The 18,402-nt window shown below is 69.4% G+C and carries 6 protein-coding genes; 1 reads left to right on the forward strand and 5 read right to left on the reverse strand.

Going from position 1 to position 18,402, the window contains the following annotated elements; translation table 11 throughout:
* Positions 1–186 precede the first annotated feature (186 nt).
* The 4 genes from ACFYXK_RS31490 to ACFYXK_RS31505 form a co-directional block, all read right to left on the reverse strand.
* On the reverse strand, positions 187–5,562 hold the full coding sequence (locus ACFYXK_RS31490; RefSeq protein WP_389414246.1) for a DEAD/DEAH box helicase: 5,376 nt from the start codon (positions 5,560–5,562) through the stop codon (positions 187–189).
* Positions 5,559–6,518, reverse strand: a complete 960-nt coding sequence (locus ACFYXK_RS31495; RefSeq protein ID WP_389414247.1) for a hypothetical protein — start codon at positions 6,516–6,518, stop codon at positions 5,559–5,561. Before ACFYXK_RS31495 ends, ACFYXK_RS31490 begins: the two co-directional genes overlap by 4 nt.
* Positions 6,511–8,529, reverse strand: a complete 2,019-nt coding sequence (locus tag ACFYXK_RS31500; protein WP_389414248.1) for a hypothetical protein — start codon at positions 8,527–8,529, stop codon at positions 6,511–6,513. Before ACFYXK_RS31500 ends, ACFYXK_RS31495 begins: the two co-directional genes overlap by 8 nt.
* A 309-nt stretch (positions 8,530–8,838) precedes the next feature.
* A complete protein-coding gene (locus tag ACFYXK_RS31505; RefSeq protein WP_389414249.1) occupies positions 8,839–13,362 on the reverse strand; it encodes an AAA family ATPase in 4,524 nt (1,507 codons plus the stop codon).
* A gap of 123 nt (positions 13,363–13,485) precedes the next feature.
* On the opposite strand from ACFYXK_RS31505, the gene ACFYXK_RS31510 reads away from it, so the two are divergent.
* Positions 13,486–14,355, forward strand: coding sequence for a hypothetical protein (locus ACFYXK_RS31510; RefSeq protein ID WP_389414250.1), 870 nt, complete (start codon positions 13,486–13,488; stop codon positions 14,353–14,355).
* Positions 14,356–15,770: 1,415 nt separating this feature from the next.
* Here the strand turns inward: ACFYXK_RS31510 and ACFYXK_RS31515 are convergent.
* On the reverse strand, positions 15,771–17,282 hold the full coding sequence (locus ACFYXK_RS31515) for a helix-turn-helix domain-containing protein (RefSeq protein ID WP_389414251.1): 1,512 nt from the start codon (positions 17,280–17,282) through the stop codon (positions 15,771–15,773).
* Between the last annotated feature and the right edge of the window lie 1,120 nt (positions 17,283–18,402).

Raw genomic sequence — 18,402 nt, forward strand, 5'->3', positions numbered from 1 at the left:
AACCATTGGCCTGCTCCAAGGCTTGAGCTCGTCTTCCACATTCGCAGTGCTGGGCCGCGGCTCAACCCCGGCCACCGGCAAGTGCTGCGCCGCCCCGGTCTGCAGCTGCTTCCCGAACTGCGGTAATCGGGCGGTGGGACAGCGCGGGCGCCCCACCGCACGGTGGGGCGCCCGGAGAGCGCGTGTTCAGAGTGCCCGGAGCTGCTCGATGATCTGCATCGGGCTCTTCTCCAGAGTGAACCAGTCGGCAACGATGATCCGGCCTGCGTCCTGGGTGTGCTCAAGTGCGGCGTCCAGGGCGGGCTGGAGGTCGGCACTGATCCGGTTCTCTTCGCACATGTGGAGTGGATGCTTCGCTACCACGGCGTGGCGCAGGCCGCCTGAACTGAAGACCAGTGTGGGCAGGTCGCTGTCGAGGAGGGTGTCCTTCAGCATCTTCTGGAGGCCGGTCAGGGAGCGGTGGGCGCGGTCGGTGGAGGTGCTGGCGAGACCGCCGGAGAGGACGGTCAGCAGGTCGCCGGCGAGCCGCCAGTCGAGCAGGGGGTGGTAGGCCATGTTGGAGTAGTCGCGCAGGCAGCGGGGGCACGAGGCGGTGCAGATGTCCGCGTGATCGGTCTGCCGCAGTGCGTCCAGGTAGGTGTGGACGGCCTCCATGAAGCGGGCGATGATCTCCGCGCTGCCGAGGTGGGTGCTGAACCCCGCCCCGTTCTCCAGGGCATCGGCCAGGAAGGCGTAGGCGACAGGGTTGCCGGCGGGGTGCGGTCCCGTGTGGATTCCGGCGAGCAGTTCCTGCCGGCCGACATCGAGGAAGTTGGCGGCCGCGCTGCGCAGGAGGAATGCGAGCGAGTACCAGGCGGCCCGCCTGCCGTGGCTGATGTCGCTTCCGAAGGCGGGGGCAGCGGGGACGACGTTGAGCCGGTAGCCGTGTACTTCGTCGATGGCGGCTGCCGGGCCGAGGAAGAAGAAGTCCGTGGGCAGGACGGCCCCCAGGGCCACCTGCAGCTGATCGCCCTGGCTCGGGCCGGTGGCGAGGTACCCGCCCCAGGGTCCCGAGGTACGGCGCAGTGCGAACAGGTCGCCGTTGTTGTCGTTGACGATGTACCGCTCGCCTGGTCCGGAGTAGACGTCCGCCTTCTCCCAGGAAGTGAAGTCGAGGGCCGCGAGGTCTGCGGCTGCCCGGGATGAGACCGTGTTCGGGGTCCAGGCGAAGACCCCGTCGAAGTCGCGCGGCGCGCTTGCCCGGAACCCGGCGGGCTCCCGCAGGTCGACGATGCCGTACTCGCCGGACCGGCACATCGGGCAGATACTCTCGTTGTCGGACGGCGTCTTCTCGACGTGGTTGCAGACGCGGCACAGACCGACGGTCCGGGCGTTTTCGAGTGGTTCCGGCACGGGCCTCGGGCCCTTGGGCATGGGCTCGAAGTCGGTGACGCCGGTGACGGTGTAGACCTTGCCGTCCTTGACTACCTCGCTGCCCGGTGCGAACTGGGAGACGGACATGGCGATGTCCCGGTCGATGGTGCCGCCGGGCGGCCAGGGGAACCTCTTCTGCGGGACGTCCAGGTAGAGCTGCCTGACACGGGTCGGGAAGCCGAACATGGGCAGCAGGCCCGCATGGGCGAGCCGCTCGCTGAGCTCCTCGGATCCCGTGGGCCTGGCTGCCACCTCAGTGATGCTGTCCAGCAGCTTCTCCCGCCACTCGCGGTCGAAGAGGTCGGCGGACTGGAACGGGGTGAAGGCGGTGAGGGCCTGTGCGGTCGCGGCCAGAACGCTGCTCTGCTGGTCGAGCCAGTTCCGTACGTCGGGCAGGGCGGCAGCCCAGTCCCGGGCCTTGCCGAACTCACCGTGCACGCTGCCTGATCCGCCATGGGTGTCGAGGTCGCGGAACGCGAGGCGCAGCACTTCGGCGGCCATGGCCCGTTTCAGGATCTCCGGACGCTTGAGGGTCAGGTAGGGCGGGGGCGTGGGGTCGTTGGTGATGGCGGACGGGTTGGCGAAGTAGTGCTCGTCGTGGCTGCGGCCCCGGCAGACCGTGAGGGCGGCCGCTACCGGAGAGGACCGGCGTCCGGCACGTCCGACCCGCTGCTGGTAGTTGAAGCGGCTCGGCGGCATGTTGGCCATCAGGACGGCGGAGAGCGGACCGATATCCACGCCGGCCTCCATGGTGGTGGTGACCGACAGGAGGTCGATTCCATGCACGAGGGGAATCTCGGGCGGGTCGTTGAGGAAGACCTGCTGGAAGCGGGCCTGGCGGGCCTGGGCGTCGAGCCGGTCGGTCTGGCCCGTCAGCTCGGCGCAGTTCAAGCGGAAGGCGGCGCGGCTGCTGGAGGCCTTCCAGGCGTAGTAGTCGCCCGCTTCAGGGTTTGCGTCGGGCAACGGCTGCGCGGGGAGCTGGCTGCGGCACCGCGTGCAGGTTCCCGCGCTCGGTGTGAGGTGTCGGCGTCCGCAGTGGGTGCATGTCCAGGAGTGGCCGGGAGAGGGCTGTACGGCCGCCTTCCGCGGATCGATGAGGTATTCGAGTACGGTGCCGCTGCCCCAGGCGGCTTCTGCCTGGGCCTGTACGTCGTCGGGGTGGATGCCGCCCTGATGCTCGGCGACGGCGGCCCAGAATTCCCTGAGCCGTGGCGGGGGTTTGTCCCTGCCTTCGCGGAGGCTGGTGAAGCGGCGCAGTTCAGCGAGGATCCGCAGGCTCGCGCGGCCGAGCCCGTCATGGTCGGGTGTGGCCGGAGCGGTGGCAATCGAGCCCAGGCCGAGCGACTCGATGTCTCGGCCGGCGCCGGAGAACAGGGACTCGAGGGTGTTCTCCAGCAGGCCGTCCTCGGAGCTGAGTGCGGCCTGCGCCGCCCTTGAGGTGTTCGCCTGGAGCGCGGGGGGCTGCTGTTTCCAGTCGAAGAGCTCGTGCCACGGCCGGTTATCGATGGTCTGCACGCTCGGTTTCGGGCCGGCGGGGTTGACTCCCAGGGAGAGCAGCCGCGTGTTGACGTGCACCTTGGCCAGGGAGTCGAGTGTCGGCGGGGAGGAGAGCCGTGCTGCGGCTTCGGCTGCGGCGGCTTCCTCACCGTCCATCAGCGCCATGCGCAGCTCGGCTAGATCATTCTTGTTCCGCCTACGCAGGCGCGCGATCGCGTCGGCAGTGGCCGGGGTCTGCGCTCCTTGTGCATCACGGATGCGGGTGACGTCCTCGGCAGCGGCGGCTGACCGTCCGAGTTCGTCCAGGGCGAGGAGGCGGACGAGGTCTTGGTAGTGGCGCAGTTCCATGCCCGCGGAGAGCTTTGCGGCATCCTGCCGGCTGTCGGTGAAAACGATCAGCTTGCGTTCAGCGGGGTCGGTGAACTGCTCGGCCAGCTCGTCCGACAGGACCTGGTTGATCTTCTCGAAACCCGTCCTCATCGTCCGGATGGGCGAGGTCAGCCGTACGGGGTCCGTGATGGGCCTGCGCGTGCGGTCCTTGGCCCAGACGCGCTCCCAGTCGGCTCCGCAGCAGGGGCTGCGGGTGGGGAAGGGCGGGAGGGAGGAGAGGGCGAGCCTGCTCTGTCCGGTCTTCTTGTCCGTGGGGGTGCTCACGTGGAAGCTCCAGCCGGTGAAGCCGGATTCCCGGTTGTGCAAGTGGCCGGTGGCCGGATCGTAGACACTGCGCCGGAAGGCGAACGTGGCGCTGTCCTTGTCCGCGCTCCACTCGGCGTCGTCGTCCGCGCGCTGGGGCTTCGTGGACGGCCAGTACACGACGTAGTTGGCCGCCGTACGGTCCTTGCCCGCCTGGTCGGGGACCCGGGAGAGATCGGGGCTGTCGGGGAGCAGGACAGACCTGAAGAGACTGCCTCCGGTGGCGTTCTGGGGGGCGTAGCCGCCGAACATCGCCTCACCGCAGGACTGGCAGTACAGCAGCTCCAGGACGCGGGCGCCGCAGTCGCAGGAGGTGCGCGGGACGGAGTAGATCCTGCCCACGGACCGTTCGGCGTGCCGCAGGGGGTCGGGGACCTCAGAGCACTGGCGGTCGGTGCAGGCCCACATGCCCGCGATGTTGCGGAAGAAGAGGTGGATGCGGATCCGGGGCAGGCGCTTGGCTCCGGCGGCTGCCGCGGCGCGGATGGCGGTTGCCGTCCCGTGCAGGGCCATGCCGGCCTCCTCCGCGCTGCTTGCGGGAAAGAGCTTCCGGGCCAGGGCGGCGGCGGCCATCGAGGGGGCGGAGGGTGCGCTGGATCCGGCGCCGAGCGCGCTGGCCAGCGCGTCCGCCGCGCGGGTCGTGTCGAGCAGCTGGGCGGCCTCGGCCGGATCGGGTTCTGTACGGGCGTACTCCGCCAGGCGGCCGGCCGCGCCGGAGATGTTCTCGGGGCCCTGGGTGCGGGGCGCAGCCTCTCCGGGGATGAAGTGGAAGGAGCCCTCGTCCGCAGCGAAGAACTCCTGGAGGAAGCGCCGGTCCGTGTCGCGCTTCTCGTCGAGCGAGGCGGACGCGGCGAGGATGCGGAGCTTCTCGGGGCGCTGGCTCAGGCCGAGCCGGTGCAGGAGGTTGCGGACCAGGTATGCGGTCTCGGTGCCCTGCGTGCCGCGGTACATGTGCAGCTCGTCGAGCACCAGCGTGAACCGGGCGTCCTCGTACGCGTCCAGCCACTGCGCGGTGCTGCGGAAGAAGTCCTCGTCGCGGCTGCGCTGGAGCATCACGTTGAGCATGGAGTAGTTCGTGATCAGGATGTCGGGGGACGCGTGGTACATGTCCCACCGGCTTCGCATCTCCGCGCCGTCCAAGCGGGGGGCGAAGTAGCGGATGTCCTCGTTTTCGCTGTCCTCGGCGGCTTGGCGGGCGCGCTCGCCTCGGGCGGCGGTGGCTTTCAGGTAGGTCCGCAGCTCGTCGACGGCGAAGCGCTGGTCCGGGCTGCCGGTGACAGGCGTGTTGCCGGTGAAGCGGCCGAAGTAGAAGCGGTGGCCCTGGCGGTGCTCGTCGAGCCATGTGCGGACCAGGTCGCTGTCCAGGGCGCGCCTGAGCCTGACGAGCTGGTCGTCGACGAGCGCGTTCATCGGGTAGAGGATCATCGCCCGGACCGCGGGGGCATGCCCGCTCTCGCCCTCCCGCTGCGGGCGGTACTCGGCAGAAGCACGCTCCCACCACCGGCCGGGCACGGCGGGGTCGCCCTTCCAGTCCCGTGACTCGCGCAGCAGATCGGCCAGGATGGGGATGAGGAATGCCTCGGTCTTCCCCGATCCGGTGCCTGCGGTGATCACCGCGTTGCGCCCGGGGGTCATCGTGCTTGCCAGAGCCCGTTCCTGGTGGGTGTAGAGCTGCATGCCCTTCTCGAAGAGCCCGCGCTCGGCGAACTCGGCCAGCTCTTCGGGTGCCTTGGCGGCCTTGGCCGATTCGGCGATGCTGTGCCCGGTGAGGGCGTACTCCGGCCGGAGTTCGACGAAGGGGTCAGCGTAGACGCCGCCGGGCTGGTCGAGCAGGGCCCGGCGCTCGGCCTGGAGGGCGTCGTCGCGGAGCCGGAAGGCGGTGTCGTAGTAGCGCAGGTAGGCCTCGACCAGGGATTTGTGCGTGGCGAAGGCGTCGAGGCCGGGCAAGGGCGTGCTCATGCGGTCTCCAGGCGGCGTTGCAGGGTGCGGGCGATGCGCTCGGCAATGAAGAAGGGGACTCCGTCGTAGTGCTCTGTATCTGCTGTACGCAGGCTCGCGAGCCCTGTGCACAGGACGGCTGTGCGTTCGTGGGCCAGCGGCAGGGGCGCCCTGCGGTCGGCGGTCAGCCGTCCCAGGGCATTGCGTCCCACCTGGCCGGGAACCGGGCGGTCGGCCTTCCAGTGCAGGGGGAGCGCTGAGGGGCGCAGGGCGTGGTGGATGCCCGCCCTCCGGTCGACGCTGTGCCAGGTCGGTTCGACGGCGGTTATGCGCGTGCGGGGGCCGGGTGCCGTCTGGCGGGGAGGCTCACGCAGGAGCGCGTACCGGTCGACCTGGCCGAACTGCTTGTACTTGTACAGGCCTGGTGCGGGGCGGCGGCCGACGGGGCCCACGGGGCGGAACCGGCCGGTGAGGGGATCGAGCAGTTCAGCCGCGCTGTCGTATGCTGGCGGAGCTGTCTGCGGCCCGGGGTCGAAGGCGCTGAGGGACCGGGCGGCGGTCTCGGCCGCGCAGGGCACGACCGCGGCGCTGACTTCCGCGGCGAACGCGTGGAGGCGTGATTGCTCCGTGTACTGGAGCCACAGCGCCGTCGGCAGCGGTATCCCGGACTGCTCATGCTGCTGCGGCGCAGCCACTGCCCCGCGTTTCGTGTAGAAGCCCGGGACGCCGGGGCGGGCGCCGGTGAGCACAGCGGTCTGGGTGTTCCCGGGCAGGTCGGTGGCCTGGCAGGGGTTTGCGTACCAGCGGCCGCCGCGCCAGTCGACGGTGGCGGCGCCGAGCGCCTCAAGGCGGCTGAGCCACCGGGTGACGGGCTGCCTGTCACAGCCGGTGGCCCACGAGGCGTCACGGATGAGCACCGAAAGGGATCCGGTGCCCTGCTCCGCCATCCAGGAGATGAAGAGGTCAGGGTCAAACACGCGTGAAACTCCCTCGCGGGAACTGGCTCAGGGCTGCTTCCCGGTAGCGCTTCCACAAGGCGGCGTGGGGAACCCCTGCCAGACTGAAGAGAACGATCTTGCTCCAGAAGTCCTTGGCTGCTCTGCTCAGGGTCCCGAAGTCCGGTTCCTGCGGCCGCAGCAAGGCGACGTCTGTCCTCGTCTCGTCAACGGAGACCAGCCACACGGCCTCGGGCGGGACCGGTACGGATGCTGTCCCGCCGCCGCACAGGGCGGGAGCGCGCTCCTTCCACCACGCGGGCTCCGGGGGCCGCCGCACGGAGACGAAGTGCCCTTGCGCCGTCAGGAAGCGGGAGTCTGCGCCCAGCGGGACGGCAGCGGTGCCAGCGGGCGCACCGCAAGGAGAACCGGGCAGAGGCCCTGCCTGGGGATCCGCTGCCGGCTCGAGGTAGAACTCGGATTCCGTGCCGCCGGCGGCGAGCACGTGCCGGCCTGGGGCCAGGCCTCTGCCGCGCAGCACCACCAGGCCGTCGCCGGGGACGGCCAGCTGCTGGCCGTCCAGAGTGACCAGTCCGGGTTCGCGGAACTCCTGGGAGACCGCCGCATCGGGTTCCCCGCCGTGCAGGAACAGAGAACGGTGGTGCCATTCCTGGTGCACGCGCAGTCCGTTGCGCAGGCTCAGGCGCCGGCCCGGAACATGGCGGATGTTCTGGAGGCCGGATCGGAACAGTGCTTCGGTGAGTGCGGTCTCGTCGGTGAACTGCAGCTCCCGGGTGGCTTGCCAGCCCGCAATCGGGATGGTGACGGGGCGGTGCCACCGGTGTCCGGTATCCGTCAGCAGGCTCCGGACCCGGCTTTCGCCGGAGGGGGTGAACAGGAACAGGTACGGCTCGAAGACGGTCAGCACGTCCGTCTCCGTCCAGCCTCCGGCCACCGGGTCCTCGCGCAGGGCCAGGACATCGCGGCCGCTGGCGATCCGTACGGCGCTCTTCGACCCGCGTGCGGTGAGCCCGGCCCGAAGGGCCTGGGCCACACCGGGTATCGCCCCGGAGAGTGTGTACGCCCGGTCCCCGTCATCCGAAGCAAGCTCCAGTGTTCCGCCCGGGTGCTGGAGGGAGTCGCGGTCCACGCCGGGTACCGCCTCCGCGTGCCAGCGCACCTCCCACCCCGTGAAGTCATCCTCGAGTACGACGCGCAGGGGCACCTGGAACAGGCCGCCGTCGATACGGTCTTGGGCGGTGGTCCCGTCCCAGCCCTCGAGCAGCGAGGCAAGCAAAGGCTCCAGGAGATGGCTCTCGGACTGGGAGCGGAGCGCGTCGAGAAGCCGCGGGGACAGGCCCTTCGGACCGGGGAAGCTCCAGGCTTTGAGCTTGTCCAGCAGTCGCGCGCCAGGCACCGGCTGGCCGGGGGACAGGCCGGATGCCTGGAAGAACCGGATCAGGACCGCGTGATCGGAAGCCCTGACCAGTGCCTGGGACTGGGCGTAGCCGATCTTCCGATAGGTGGCGTTCTCCCTGATCGTGCTGAGACCGCGGGCCCCGTCCTGTGCGCGGAGCCATTCGTCCAGGTAGCCCCACTGGTCAACAACGGCGCTGTAGTGGCTCTCAAGACGTCTGCGGTGCTGCTCGCCGCCCCAGGAGGGCCTGAGCACTTCAGCCAGGCGCGCGTAGTACGCGGGAGCTCCGGGTCCCCGTTCGCTCCGCTTCATGTTGGCAGCTGCCAGGACAGCTGCCGCGAGGAGCGGCAGGCAGGGCGGCGGACCCTCCTGCCTGCCCCGCCTCCATCTCAGGCACCGGTCAGCGACCGGCGTATACGGGTTCTCGTGCCAGGCGAGCACGGAGCTGACCGCGGTGCCGAGTTCTTCGACTGCTTCCCCGCCCTGAAGCGTCTTCAGCTCTGTCTGGTCGATGAAGAAGAGGACCGGGGTATCCCTGTGGTCCTCGCCGAAGAAGGCACTGGCCAGGCGGTCCTGCCACCATTCGAATCCCGCCCAGTAGCTGTTCGGCTTGCCAGGGGGCGGTGCGATCGTCATCGTCGCGCTCCGCGGCGGGAAGAGGCGCCGGCTGTGCCTGCCGCCCGACTTCGCGCAGGCAGCACAACAACCGCGCGCACGTGCATGAAAAGCCCCCCACCTCACGAAACCGTGCTGATGAGCAGACAGCACGCCACAGATTTATCACCTCGCAGTCTTCTGTTCATAGTTACCGGGTTTCTCGCCACGAGATGTAGTCAGGCTGCTTATGTGATTGTTCAAATGGCTGCAGATTCAGTCGTGCTGATGGAAAATGAGAGGATTTCGGTGGCCCCCCGCAGGAGCTTTCCGGGCTGTCTTCAGATCGCATCACGCCAACGGTGTGGGGTGTTTCCAGCCAGCGGCCCGCTGCAGGAGCCTGACATCGACCGACAGGGTCGCCAGGCCCGCGGGGCCGTAGAGATGGAGCACTGTGACTGGGTGCTCTCCGCCCGCGGCGATGCCGTGGACGGGAGCGCCCGTCAGCAGCGTATGGATGAGGCCGCCCGTCTGCGGGTCCCAGATCCGCACACCGCCGGCGTCTCCTGAGACGAGCAGGGTGCGGCCGCCGGGCATGGCCAGGCCGGCCATGGCAAAGGTGTCCGGGGACTCCCAGGCGGCGATCCTGGTCCGGCTGGCAAGGTCCCAGACACCGATGTGCCTGCGGTTCGACAACGCCAGGAGCGGGCCGCCGTCGCCCTGCAGGCTGCACAGGACGCTGCCGTAGCCGTCTCTGTGGTCCCAGCAGGGCAGTACACCAGTGCGGCGTCCGGAGCCCACGTCGATGAGAACGAGGTCCTGGCCGGCACCCGCCACGACGGTGACCTCGCCGGATGGAGAGGGGGGCAGGGCCCCCAGCAGGCAGACGGGGGAATCGCCGACGTCGGGGCTGAGCGGGACCGTGCTAGTGGCGGACCACCCGCCCTCATGGTGCAGAACTACTGAGGTGAGCTCTGTGATGTCGCCCGCGGTGCCCGCGGAAACAGCCATCGGCAGGCCCTCGGACGTCAAGGCGGTGCAGGAGGACGAGACGGACCGCGACTGGTCTCTGCGGCCCGTCATCACCATGTCCCCCGACGCGAGATCCCAGACAGACAAGTCGCCGTTCGGGCCGCTGACCGCCACGCGCGCCCCTGAGGAAACGAGCGGCAGGACCTGGCTGACGAGACCCGTCCCGATCCGCTTCAGGCGGACTCCCGTCGCGGCACTGTGGACATCGAGCGCGCCACGCGTCGCCAGGACGACGGCATCGCCGCCCGGGTCTTCAACGCAGGCGGGCAGAACCGACCTGCACACGGACCACGTGGGTGTGCGCCGCCGGTGCTGGTCCAACAAGGGCCCCGGGTACACCGAGTCCGCCAGCCCGTCCTCGCGGAGCGGCCCGCCGAAGCCGGGATCCCAGATCCGGATGCCCTGCGGGCCAGCCGACACCACCCGCGGGCCTGCAGGATCTTCAAGGACCGCAAGGGCATCCACGGACGCCATATCGGCATCGAACGAACGGGCTGAATCCGTCCCGAGGCCTTGCAGCGTGATGCGGCCGCGTGCGACATAGGCGAATGCCGTCCCGCCGGGTCCCGCCACCGCCGCGCCGCCGCCTTCACGGGTGCGCACCACCGGCTCAGCGGCGAAGGGGTTCCACACCTGCAGGGGTACCAGGGGATTGGGAGACTCCGCGATCAGCAAGTCGTCTTCAGCGCTGTCCGGCCGGGCGACACCCACCACACCCGACACCCGGCCGCCTCCGAAGGGAACACCCGCCAACGTACCCGATACCGGGTTCCACAGGCGGATGCCGTCCTCGCCGCACACGGCGACCAGCGCCTCGCCGCTCCTGCGGCGCACCACCGCCGTCAGCCGGCGGGAAGGCCCCTGCCCGCGGCCGTACTCCCGGGTGATGCCCTCAGGGAACCCGGAAGCCACAGACAGCCTGTCCGCGCGCGGCCTCCACACGAAGGCGCCGCGGCTGGTCAGGACGCACAGCTTCCACAGCGCGGAACCATCCGCCAGGACATGCACGTCAAAGGCGCGGGGCAGCGGCATCTGCGCGATGCGCTGCCCGGAGACCGGGTCGTAGATCCGCACATCACGCTGCCCCAGCGTAACGAGGAAAGTGCGTCCGCCGGTCGCCAGGATGGTGCGCAGACGGTGCACCGGCCCCGTGTCCAGATCCGCGACGCGCCTTCCCGTCCTGGCGTCCCAGACCCGGACACCGCCCGTCTCCGCCGCGACGGCGATCAGCTGGCGCCCGTCCAGCGCCGGCACCACGCAGAGGGCGTTCGTCTGCCCCGGGGCTGGTGCCAGGACGTTCACGTGCGCTGCCCAGTGCCCCCACAACAAGGTCACCGGCAGGCTGTCCAGCGCGCCGGCCCGCAGTCCGGCTTCCCCGCCGGAGCCCCGTACGGCGCGCTGGAAAGTCATGCTGCCCATACGTGAGGCGTAGCCGGTGTCCGCATCGGCGTACGGCTCGATCAGCGCCGCAGCTGTCAGGTTCCGCCGCTCAGGGTCCCCGGTGGGAAGCGGCAGCGCGAGGCGGGCGCGCAGGGTCCCGGATGTCTCCTGGGCGAGGAGTTCGAGCGGCACCTCACGGTCGGTCAGGATGCCCCCGGCCGCTGCGTGGTGCAGGAAGTGCCTGCGTACATACGGATGCGCCAGGTGCGGCCCGGCACGCTCCACCAGCCCCGCAAGGGCGCGGGTGACCGCGGCCTGCGCAGCCATGTGCGCGCGCGGCCCGTCCGGGGACGTTTCTGCCGCCGGGTCCGGCAGCCAGCCGCGTCCTGTCAGCAGCAGGTCGGTCAGCCGCTGGTGCACGGGGCGGTAGACGGTACGGGCATCCTCTTCAGCAGTGGCGAGGTAACCCGTGAGGCGGCCGGACCGGAGGGTGCGGATGGCATGGTCAGCCGCATCCGTGTCCGCGTAGCCGGCACCAAACGCCTCGCAGGCCAGCGCAGCCGTGACGGCGGGCCAGACCTCCGCCCACGGCAGTCCGGCCCCCGGCGCGAACGCGGTCGCGCGCAACGCGGTGACCAGCAGTCCGGCACCGACACCCTCAGCGGCGGCTACCGCCTCGATGTCCTCGCGCAGGAGACCGGTGGTGCCGTCGGCAAGACGCCTCAGCCAGCCCGCTTCGCCGAGGTCCTGGCGCACCGCTGCCGTCCTCAGCTGGTCGGCGGCGATCCTGGCGTCCAGGAAGGAGGGCGCGACCGCATCCGCGATATGCCGTGCCGCCGCCTCAGCAGCCTCCTGCGCGCCCCGGTAGGGACTGGTCTGCGGCGCGCACAGCAGCGCGGCGGTGTAAGCAGCGATATCAGCGGTGCAGTCGCGGCCGTCGGTCCGCAGGACCTGCACGGCCGCTTCCTCCGCGCCCAGGGCATCGGCTGTACGCAGAGCATCGGCGAGTTTCCGGAGCAGCTGGTCCGCCCGCTCGTCGTGCAGGGCCGCCCCAGACGCGTACACGGCTTCGGGAGAGCTGCGGACGCCGACCACGAGGCGGACGGCCCGGCCGGTACCGCCCCCGGCAGTCAGCCGCGACAGCGGGACGATGACATCGCCCACGCAGGCGAGCGGGTCCTCGGCCTCGTCCAGTGCGTCGATGACGATGTTGACACGACCCGCTGGGCTGGAGGAGGCCCTCTCGGCCAGCAGACCGAGCAGGGTCTGCAAGGGGAGCTCGCGGCCGTTGGGGGCGCTGCCGAGCGCGGACAGCAGCTCTTCCACCAGCACCCGCGCGGACTTGTTCCGCGCCAGGACCGCAACATCGACCGCACCGGGGCCGGGCCGCAGACCGTCCGGGACGCCTGCCACTACAGCTGCGTACTTCGGATCGGCCGCGAAGCCGGCGTCAGCCAGGGTTACAAGGCGAGCCAGCAGGGCCGACTTCCCCGAGCCGGCAGCGCCCGTCACCACGAGGACACCCTCGCCTTCCCGAACGAAGGCGACCATGCGCGCCATCGGCTCGGCCCGACCGCTGAAGTACCAGCCGGGATCGTCCGTCCCGGCCCGCCCAGAAGCCCGCTCCAGCCAGAACTCCTCCAGCGGGCCGGCCTCAAGCGTGAGCTGGCGCAGCGCCGGACTCGCCGTACTCTCCACTGCCTGGAAGCGCGGGTTGGGCAGACAGGCACTTGGACCCCTCCCGCGCGAGTGCGGCACGATCCACTCGGCGCTGACCAGATCCTTCTCCACGCCCTGCTCGTCCACGCCCACCTGGTGCAAAAGCTGTTCCCACTCCGCGAACGACAGGTAGGGGGCGGTGTAGCCGGCGGCCTCGTCCCGCATCCGCTCACAGGCCAAGGCGATGCGCCGCGTGAAGGAACCGACCAGCGGCCGCTCGTAGTGGTTTCCGGCCGTGACGACAGCCGTCCCCTTCAGACTGTGGCGCTCGGGGGACAGGTCCTCGAACAGAGTACTGAGCTCAGCCCGGAGTGTGCCGGACTCGCACGAGTCGACGAGCACCAGCACATGCTCGGACTCACTGTCGAGCGCCGCGGTGATGAGCTCGCTCGTCGGGAACGCAGTCGCCAGCAGCCGCTCCTCCTTCGTCTTGGGCAGCATCAGATAGTGGCGGGGTGCACGGCGGCGAAGCCCGTGGCCGGTGATGTACACGACGACGGCCTCCTTGTAGCTGGCCGCCGCGAGATTCTGGGCCTGCAGGAAAGCGCGCAGCTCGTCCACGGAGCGCGGCGGGGGATCCGCCCGCACCACCTCGAAGCGCCGCTCGTCCCCGAGCGAGGGATCCGCCAGCCATCCGGTGACCCGCTCCACCTGGGCGGCGACACCCTCCAGGAACCCCGCCTGCCCGTCCTCGTAGCCGTCGACCGCGACGACCACCAGCCGCCTGCGGACGATGCCGTCCATTGCTTCCGCGCTCAACTGCGTCCCCCTGCTCAGCGGCGCCAGCCTAACCCGGCCCGTGCGGCCCGCCGTTGGCTCTGGCTACGATCAGCCTCCTACGGCCGAAATCCGGCGGACGGGGGAGTCATGGGCGCGCTGCAGATCGTCGGAGTGCACGGAATCAGGCAGGGATCGGCTGCGACGACCGCAGGGCTGAGCGACAGCTGGCAGACCACCCTTGACGCGACACTGTCCGCTGAGCCTGGCGGCGGGATCAGCGCCGTGGTCACGGTCCCCTCCTACCAGACCGTCTTCCCGCGGACGCCTACCCGGTTCGTGCGGCTCGGCGGCCAGGAGGCGGGCGCACTGTCGGACGACGCCCCCATCGACGAGGAGGAAGAGGCCTTCATCCTCCGGTCACTGGCTGCCTACGCGCCCTGCGCTGCCGAGGACGAGTCCCCCGAATCCGGTCTCACTCTCGGGGAAGGGCCGCTCACACCCCGGATCGTGCGCAGGATCCAGGCCGTGGACCGCCGGATGGGCAAAGGCGTGACGGGCCACATCCTGTGGCTGGTACGCGAAGCCCACGCCTACCTGCGCAACGAGGAGACGGCTGCCGCCGTACGCGCGGCGGTTGCCGGGGCACTGGCCGCCACGGGCGCCCGCTTCGTCGTTGCCCACTCCCTGGGCAGCGTGGTGTTCTACGACATGCTCCGCCGCGGAGAGGCCACAGAGGTGACCACACTGGTGACATGCGGGTCCCCGCTCGGCTGGCTGGCCGGCCGCAAGGGCATCCATACGGAAGACGAGCCGCTGGCCGTCCCCACCGGTGTGGAGTGGACCAACCTGCACGCCGCGAAGGACTTCGTCACAGGATGCGCAGGCCTGTCACGCTTCGCGGCAGGCGTCACGGACATCGAGGTGAACAACGGGGCGTTCCCCTTCTGCCACGACGTCCACCGCTACCTCGACAAGCCCGCCCTCGCCAGCCTCATCGCCAAAGCGCGCACCGCCTGAAGGGCCTCTGCCCTAATACTGGCCCTGGAGCCTGGCCAGCCTCCCTCACTCCCGGCGGCCACCAGCCGCCGCTTGCCGGACTACTGGTCGCGGGACTTTAGCCAGGTCGCCATAGCCAGACCCGACTGTTCGGTTGTTCCTGTAACCCCGAACTACCAGGTGGCCCTGCCCCCATGCGCGCGCCATTGGAAGATTGCCCGGCCAGGATCACTGTTCGACCCACACGTTCCGTGAGCGGTCGAGATACGACTGACCGGCGTTCGTGTGCTGGCTGGGACCGGCGACGGCCGACACCTATGCGCCAACGCCGGAGCCCTTAAGGCTTGCGCAGGGAGCCTTCGGTCACCAAGGCCGACGGCAGAAGCTGCATGGCTATGAGTCGGAAGGTCAAGAACCGGCGACGTGCCTGCGTCGTTGCAAGATCCACTGGTGTGCGGGCGGTGTCAGGCCGGCACCCACGATGAATCCGAGCACGACGCTCTGGCTCGCGAACGCGATAAGCCCGATGACTGCGCACAGAACCAAGCCGGTCACAACCAGGCCCGTGACCTTAACGCGCGGGGTTAGCTGGTTCAGCCATTTCACCGTCGAGAGAGTCGTGAGATATACGGTGGAGCCGAAAGCGGCTGACGCCAGAGCGGTTAGAGTATTCATGCCGCAACCTTTCAGAATCGGAAGCCGAGGTGTGTGTCTTCGGCCGCCAGGGTCAGCTGTGCTCCCTGTTCGGGATCACTTGGCTGCCGGTCTGTTTACCTGCAGTATCCGTCGTCGGCACTGCCGCTGTATGTGCCGCTTCCGGCCAGGGCTGCCGCCGGTGAAAGGGTCGCCAGCCCGGGGTTGATCTTGAACTTGATGCACTGATCGGTCGCGACTGCGTACCCCGCGAGGGACCGGCTCCCGACGACCGCGGCCAGGTGCGGCAGCCAGGACACAAAGTTCCGCCGAGGGCGAGGACCTTGGTCTCACCGGATCTCTCCCAGGAGGCCCCGCCCTCCAGGACTTGATGGCGGTGGCGCACGAGGGAGGGGAGGATGTCAAGATCCGCTCCACCGTCCCGTCAGGGTCCTTGGTCCACGCCGCGCACGCTCCCTGCCGCGCGTCGGGTGTCATGTACGACCAGATGCCGCCCACCAAGGGAGTGGCTTGTTCCCTCATTGCCTGAGTTGCGGCTTCTGTATCGGGGCCACAGGCCGTCGTGAGCAGCGCGAGTAATGCTGTTATGAGTAGGACGCTGAGCGTGTGTTCCCGGTCAACCGGGCCCCCTTAAGGTGGCGTCCGGCACAGTGTCCGGGTGATAGATGAGGATTCAACGGGCGGATAGTTCATTGGGTTTTAACAGGGCTGTGGCATGCCGGGTTTCGGGGGAGGTGCCGTGCGGAAGGCGTGGGGAGACGACGAAGGTGTACAGGCTTAGTTCATAGAGTCGGGTTTCGGTGAGCCAGGCGGCGCGGGGTCCGCAGTTCAGTATGGCTAGGGCCAGGAGCGCCCGCAGGCGCCTTTGGGCTGGGTTCAGCATCGGTGGCGGCGCGCTGTTCGGCTCTGGCTCGGTCTTGCGCTGTGCGGGTCCGTTCGGTGTGCTCGGCATAGGCTTTATCGAGCATGCGTTCCGAGCGGATTGCCTGTCGTAGCCGTTCGACTTCCCGTGCTGCCTCGGCCTCGGCTACGAGTCCTGCCGTCGCGCGCTGGATCTCAGTCTGCTCCGCCCGGTCCCGGCACTGCCGACACAGCCCGTCGTCGGGTCGTGGTCCCTTGCCGGCCGCCGAGCAGTCCTTGCCCTCGCATTCCCACCACCGGAGCTCCGGGGCGTTCTCCCGTTGCGCAGGCACTGGGCCCCGTCGGCGGTCCGCCCGGCGTTCTGCGCACTTGGGGCATGCATCCTCCAGGTGCAGAGTCACTCCGTCCTCGCACATCGGGTCAGGGCAGTCCGTGGACGGGCGCACCAGCCCCACGGCGACCCCGACGGGGGAGGAGAGCTCTCCTTCGGCCAGAGCACGGGCGTAGCCGTGCGCCCACCAACGGCGTTGGATCCGCTCGAGTAGCTGCTGAGGGGTCCGTCCTCCGTCCAGGGCGTGCAGGATCGCCTCACGCAGCACGGCCGGGCGGTGAGGCGGCAGCAGGGCTGCCAGCTCCCGCGGCCATCCCGCCTCAACGGCTCTGACCGAGTCATCCAGTCCCGGAGACATCCGCAGCCGGGTCGTCTTCCGCGACCTGGCTGCCGGGACGGGCGCGCCAGCACCCGGGGGCGCGGCGCAGTCGGCGGCTCCACGCGGCCTACTACCTGTAGTGGCCCTGCGGGCGTCATCGGCGCTACGCGCCGCAGGCGCTACGGGGGTTTCTGGAGAGGGAAGGGTTATAGGGGAGGGTTGGGGGACTGTCAGTCCCCCCTGCGGGGATTGGCAGTCCCCCCTTCCGCGGGACTCAGAGTCCCCCCGTCCACCGGATTCGAGGGGTTTTGAGGGAGGGGACTGAGAGTCCCCTCCCTTCTGGCGCGGCCTTCCCTTGTCGCTGCGCTCCGTCCGCGGCGGGGCGGGCGGCAGTGCGGGGCGGGTCTGCTGTGTGAGTGGGGGCAGGCCGCGGTACGCCCGGTCCTCGTTGACCCGTGCCAGCCTTTCGGGGCCGTACCAGGCTGCCGGGATCTGCAGGTCGTAGACCTTGGGGCGGGCGTGCGCGGGGATGTACCGGGCGGCTTGCTGGTCTCCCAGAGTGATCACACCCCGATCGGTGAGCCAGGCCAGACGCCGCTGCACGGTCTTGACGTCGCAGAGTGCGATCCGGGCCAGTGTCCGTCTTGACGGGAAGGCATTGGTGCCGTCCGGATCCGCCTTCTCTGCCAGGCCGGCCAGCAGCATCCGGTCCGTCGTACTGTTCACGGGGCTGTCGTGCAAAGCCCACAGGATTGGTTCAAGCGCCACCGTGCACCACCACATTCACGGCGAGTCTGTTGACCTCGCGGGAGGGGTCCTGTGGCGGCCTCGGGCTCGTTCCGCATACGCTCATGGCTCAGCGCACCTCTCAGTTCACACAACTGGGTGCCCTTCCTCGTGCAGGCGGGCCAGGCCTGTACAAGGACCTGGAGCCCCACCACCCATGGCGGGGCTCGCAGGTTCGGGGGACATCGTCACGCCCTACACAACGGCACCGATGCCACCGGCCTGATCACCGATGCACCCAGCGTGGCATCACAGCCGGGCAACGGCGCGGCCGGTGAGTCACCGGTGCGGATCCGGGGCCCCGCCTAGCTTCCACCTGCATCGTCGTCAGCACGCCGCTGAGAGAGTCATCGTCATCGACGACGGCGCCCGTCTCCTCCACGGACGGCTCCGAAGCGTGGTACGTCTGCCGCAGGTGGCTGGCAACCGTGCGGCGAGCGGTGGTGAACAGCTACGGAGCGAACCGCTCGGGCTGCCACAGCCGTGGCGGCCCGCGCACCACGGCGACCCACGCCTCTTGGGTAAGATCGTCCCAAAGTACGGCGAACCGACCATGCCCCGCATATAGCGCCATAGCGGGCTATGCCAGACCCGCACCAGATCGGGGAAGGCTTCCCGCTCCCCGAGCTGGCAGCGCACTACCAACAGCCCGTCGCGACGCCCATCCCCGCCCACCGCACCTCCCTGCCTGGCGCCACGACTCACTGGGACAGTCGGCATTCGAGGCAGAAAGGTTCACAGGCCCCTGAGTGACTGCTCAGGAGCCGGTTCGCCATGCTGAAGGCCCCAGCAGGGATGACCAAATTGAAGCAGTCAACGGCCAACTGAAGTGCCGAGCTAAACGGGGCAAAGGCTTCCCCTCTGCAAGATTCCGCTTGTGGAGTCCTTGCCGGCAAGCTTCGAGAGTCTGGTCTGCGCAGAAAACGCCCTGGGATCGGAATCTGGTCCAACTGTCAGCCGTACGTGAGACGGTGATCGTGATCAGGATGTAGACCAGGTGGAGGAGAGGCGGCCTTGCTCGCATGCAGCTGACTCGTACGCACCGGATACTCATCGGCGTCGTGGTCGCAGGAGCCGTGGTCATCGCGGGGATCGGTTTCGCGGGCTCGTACGCCGC

Origin of the sequence: Streptomyces sp. NPDC002209 (genome assembly GCF_042890265.1) — a bacterium.
In the GTDB taxonomy this organism is placed as follows: Bacteria; Actinomycetota; Actinomycetes; order Streptomycetales; family Streptomycetaceae; genus Streptomyces.

Bases quoted from the DNA above. Each gene is read 5' to 3' on its own strand.
- ACFYXK_RS31490 (WP_389414246.1), bottom strand. From the start codon at position 5,562: ATGAGCACGCCCTTGCCCGGCCTCGACGCCTTCGCCACGCACAAATCC.
- ACFYXK_RS31505 (WP_389414249.1), bottom strand. From the start codon at position 13,362: ATGGACGGCATCGTCCGCAGGCGGCTGGTGGTCGTCGCGGTCGACGGC.
- ACFYXK_RS31515 (WP_389414251.1), bottom strand. From the start codon at position 17,282: ATGTGGTGGTGCACGGTGGCGCTTGAACCAATCCTGTGGGCTTTGCAC.
- ACFYXK_RS31510 (WP_389414250.1), top strand. From the start codon at position 13,486: ATGGGCGCGCTGCAGATCGTCGGAGTGCACGGAATCAGGCAGGGATCG.
- ACFYXK_RS31500 (WP_389414248.1), bottom strand. From the start codon at position 8,529: ATGACGATCGCACCGCCCCCTGGCAAGCCGAACAGCTACTGGGCGGGA.